The 3,455-nt window shown below is 42.5% G+C and carries 5 protein-coding genes; 3 read left to right on the top strand and 2 right to left on the bottom strand.

Annotated features, from left to right (window positions below):
* Positions 1-709 (bottom strand): MFS transporter (locus HP456_RS21485; protein ID WP_172254899.1); only part of this gene is annotated, 709 nt, incomplete at its 3' end.
* 49 nt (positions 710-758) lie between these two features.
* Between HP456_RS21485 and yqfZ the strand changes: the two genes are divergently transcribed.
* Both yqfZ and ispG read left to right on the top strand, forming a co-directional pair.
* A complete protein-coding gene (gene yqfZ / locus HP456_RS21480; RefSeq protein WP_172254898.1) occupies positions 759-1,124 on the top strand; it encodes a protein YqfZ in 366 nt (121 codons plus the stop codon).
* 114 nt (positions 1,125-1,238) lie between these two features.
* Positions 1,239-2,351 carry a flavodoxin-dependent (E)-4-hydroxy-3-methylbut-2-enyl-diphosphate synthase gene (gene ispG / locus HP456_RS21475; RefSeq protein WP_216663378.1) on the top strand — a complete coding sequence of 371 codons (1,113 nt, stop codon included), beginning with the start codon at positions 1,239-1,241 and terminating at the stop codon, positions 2,349-2,351.
* A gap of 76 nt (positions 2,352-2,427) precedes the next feature.
* Here ispG and HP456_RS21470 read toward each other — a convergent pair whose 3' ends face one another.
* Complete coding sequence (locus HP456_RS21470; protein WP_172254897.1) at positions 2,428-2,793, bottom strand: DUF4190 domain-containing protein; 366 nt, start codon at positions 2,791-2,793, stop codon at positions 2,428-2,430.
* A 193-nt stretch (positions 2,794-2,986) separates the two neighbouring features.
* Here HP456_RS21470 and HP456_RS21465 point away from each other — a divergent pair.
* A partial coding sequence (locus HP456_RS21465) for a hypothetical protein (RefSeq protein ID WP_172254896.1) occupies positions 2,987-3,455 on the top strand: 469 nt, incomplete at its 3' end.

The raw sequence follows: 3,455 nt of genomic DNA, 5'->3' as shown, positions 1-3,455 counted from the left end.
AGGAAAGAAAGAACAGGATGCCGAATAATAGAAATAACCCGATACCCCCAATCAAATAAAGAGGGAGCAGCAATAAACTTTTAGTAGCAAAAACATCAACAAGATCTCCTGCATATTTCCTTAGTCCATAAAAACGTTTTCCATCCTGGGTCCGGTTTATATTCGTCTTTAACCCAATGAGAATGACTACACATATCAAAGGAAATATCCAAAAAGCATGATTCCAACTCAAGAATATAGTTAACCCGGCGCCAATGATCGGTGCAGCAACCTTCCCTATGCCATTGAATACTTCCAGAGAACCCAATACTTTGGTACGTTCTTCACCCTTGAACAAATCACCTGCCAAAGCCATTGCAAGGGGTGTCGTGCCGGCGGCACCCACCCCCTGCAGACCCCTTCCCCCCATAAAGAGGAAGACCGGGTTTTCAAACCAGGCACTAACAACACATAACACACTTCCCGCCAGAATGATCCACAGAGAATACTGAATCAGCCGATTGCGTCCGAACCTGTCCGATAAGAATCCTATAAATGGGATACAGGCAGCTGCAGGCACAGTAAATGAACTTAAAATCCAACCGGACCACTCCTCATCAATCTGCAGTCCTTCTTCTATACTCGGCAAAATGGGAATCAGCATGGAATTACCCAAAACCATCAGAATCGGGAGCATGCCGAGCACTCCCACAATTTTTTTATTTTGCATTGATCTTGACTCCTTTTTCAATTCACTCAATAATCAGGAGGAATCATTTATGAAACGGATGTTCATTTTCTTTGGTATTATCATTCTTCTTTACAGCGTCTATTATGATTTGGATAAGGGCACTTTAAATCTGACAGGAAGAAACAGCGTGAACGTGACTGCACAGCCGCAGGATGATGATAAAGAAATCGTTGATAGTGTCCCTTTACCTGTTTCTTCAGATTCATCACTTTCTTATATTGAAAAGAAAATCGAACCTGGTGATACGGTTTTAAGCCTCGTCGAAGACTCGGTACAGGGAAAGCTTCCCGTTTCCATCGAGCAGGTTGTCTCAGACTTTGAAGAACTGAACAATGTGGCACCAGGGAAGATTCAAATCGGCAGAACCTATAAAATCCCGCATTATGCTGACTGACTTTCTTTCAACTGCATACCTAATTCTTGTCAATTCATACAAAACACTGTTACAATTGCATCGTATTACTTATAATGTATAGTTGAAGAACCTTTTTAAAGGAGCGAATTACACTTGAGTGAAATCATACATCGTTCAAAAACACGTCCGGTAAAAGTCGGGGATTTAACGATTGGCGGTAACAATGAATTAATTATACAAAGCATGACCACAACCAAGACTCATGACGTCGAAGCGACAGTCAAGGAGATTCACCGCCTTGAAGAAGCAGGGTGTCAGGTTGTTCGGGTTGCCTGTCCAGATGAGCGGGCAGCGAACGCAATCGCTGATATTAAAAAACAAATCAATATCCCGCTGGTTGTCGATATCCACTTCGATTACAAGCTGGCACTGAAAGCAATCGAAGGAGGAGCGGATAAAATCAGGATTAATCCTGGAAATATCGGCCGCCGTGAAAAAGTGGAAGCTGTTGTAAAGGCAGCGAAGGAAAAAGGCATTCCGATCCGGATCGGGGTGAATGCCGGAAGCCTTGAGAGAAAAATCCTTGAAAAATACGGGTATCCGACAGCAGATGGCATGGTTGAGAGTGCCCTGCATCATATCAAGATCCTGGAAGATCTCGATTTCCACGATATCATCGTTTCGATGAAAGCTTCGGATGTCAATTTGGCTATCGAAGCGTATACCAAAGCAGCGCAGGCATTTGACTATCCTCTTCACCTTGGCATCACAGAATCAGGTACCTTATTCGCAGGCACAGTAAAAAGTGCTGCAGGACTGGGTGCCATTATGAGCCTTGGTATCGGGAATACTCTAAGGATTTCTTTAAGTGCCGATCCTGTAGAAGAAGTAAAGGTTGCACGGGAGTTATTGAAATCATTCGGCCTGGCATCCAATGCAGCCACATTGATTTCCTGCCCGACATGCGGTCGCATTGAAATTGACTTGATTTCAATCGCAAATGAAGTGGAAGAATATATCCAAACCATTAAAGCACCGATCAAGGTAGCAGTACTCGGATGTGCAGTAAACGGTCCCGGTGAAGCACGTGAAGCAGATATCGGCATTGCAGGTGCACGTGGAGAAGGCCTGCTGTTCCGCAAAGGCAAGACCGTCCGTAAAGTTCCTGAAGAAACAATGGTCGAGGAACTCAAAAAAGAAATCGATAAGATTGCACAGGAATACTACGATAAGCAGGAAGCAGAAAAGAAAGAAACACAGGTTTAAAGCAAAGAGGACTGATTGCTCAGTCCTCTTTTTACTTTTTTAAAACGCTCCCCATTTTAAAAAAGTGATGACATTATTAAAAGAAGGGCAATACGAATAATCCAATGATTATCGATACTGCTCCAATTCCTATAGCCCATGCACCAAGCGTTTCTGCTCCGCGCCTTCTGGCAACGAATCCGAGGACGATCCCGGCGGCTCCCATGATGACCGGAAGAATGAACAAGGAAAGAATCGACAGTGCAAGTGCAGAATACCCCAGCACACGACCTGAAGTCGTCGTTTCCTCTTTTGTATCATCTTCAAAATCGCGGCTTATATTAACTGGAGCTGCGATTTCAGCAGCTGTTTCTTCATTGAAGTCTTTTTCTCTATCCATAATATCCGGATTGTCGTAATATACGTCGATCTCTTCTCGATCTCGATGTCGTTCATCAGCCATACAGCAATCCCTCACTTTCGATGTTTGGGAGCCTTCTTAGTGTTTGTAAAGGGATTGATTTTACTATGCTAATCTTTGTCATTTCTGTTAGCATGTTCTTTGTGCTTACAATATTGCACGAAACAAAGCCTTATAGGATAAGCTGTAATATGGTACACTTGAATAAGTTTGTATAAGAGGAGCATGATAGCGCATGAAACGTTTTGGAATTGATATCGACGGTACGGTTACGTCCCCGGAATCTTTACTGCCGCATATTAATGATTATTTTAAATTGAATCTGACCTTAAACGATATTACTCAATATGAATTGACAGAAGTGCTTGATATTCCGCCTCAGACCTTCGGCACATGGTTCAAAGAGGCAGAACCGCATATATACAAGGACTCCCCGCTCGCTTCAGGGGCAAAAAAAATACTGGACGATTGGAAGGAGCATCATGAACTTTATTTTATCAGCGCCAGACCATCAGAGCTTCTTCAGTTGACGAAAGAATGGTTTGATACTCGGGATCTTATGTATCATCATATTGAATTGATTGGCTCACACAATAAAATATCCACCGCTAAGAAATATAAAGTGGATATTTTTTTTGAAGACAAGCATGATAATGCAGTGATGATAAATGAAGAATTAAATATCCCTGTCGTATTGTTCAATA

It is taken from the genome of Bacillus haikouensis (genome assembly GCF_013179555.1).
GTDB classification, from domain to species: Bacteria; Bacillota; Bacilli; order Bacillales; family Bacillaceae_B; genus Rossellomorea; species Rossellomorea haikouensis_A.
Note: the sequence above shows the minus strand (reverse complement) of the source record. Positions and strands in the feature narration are given on the sequence as shown.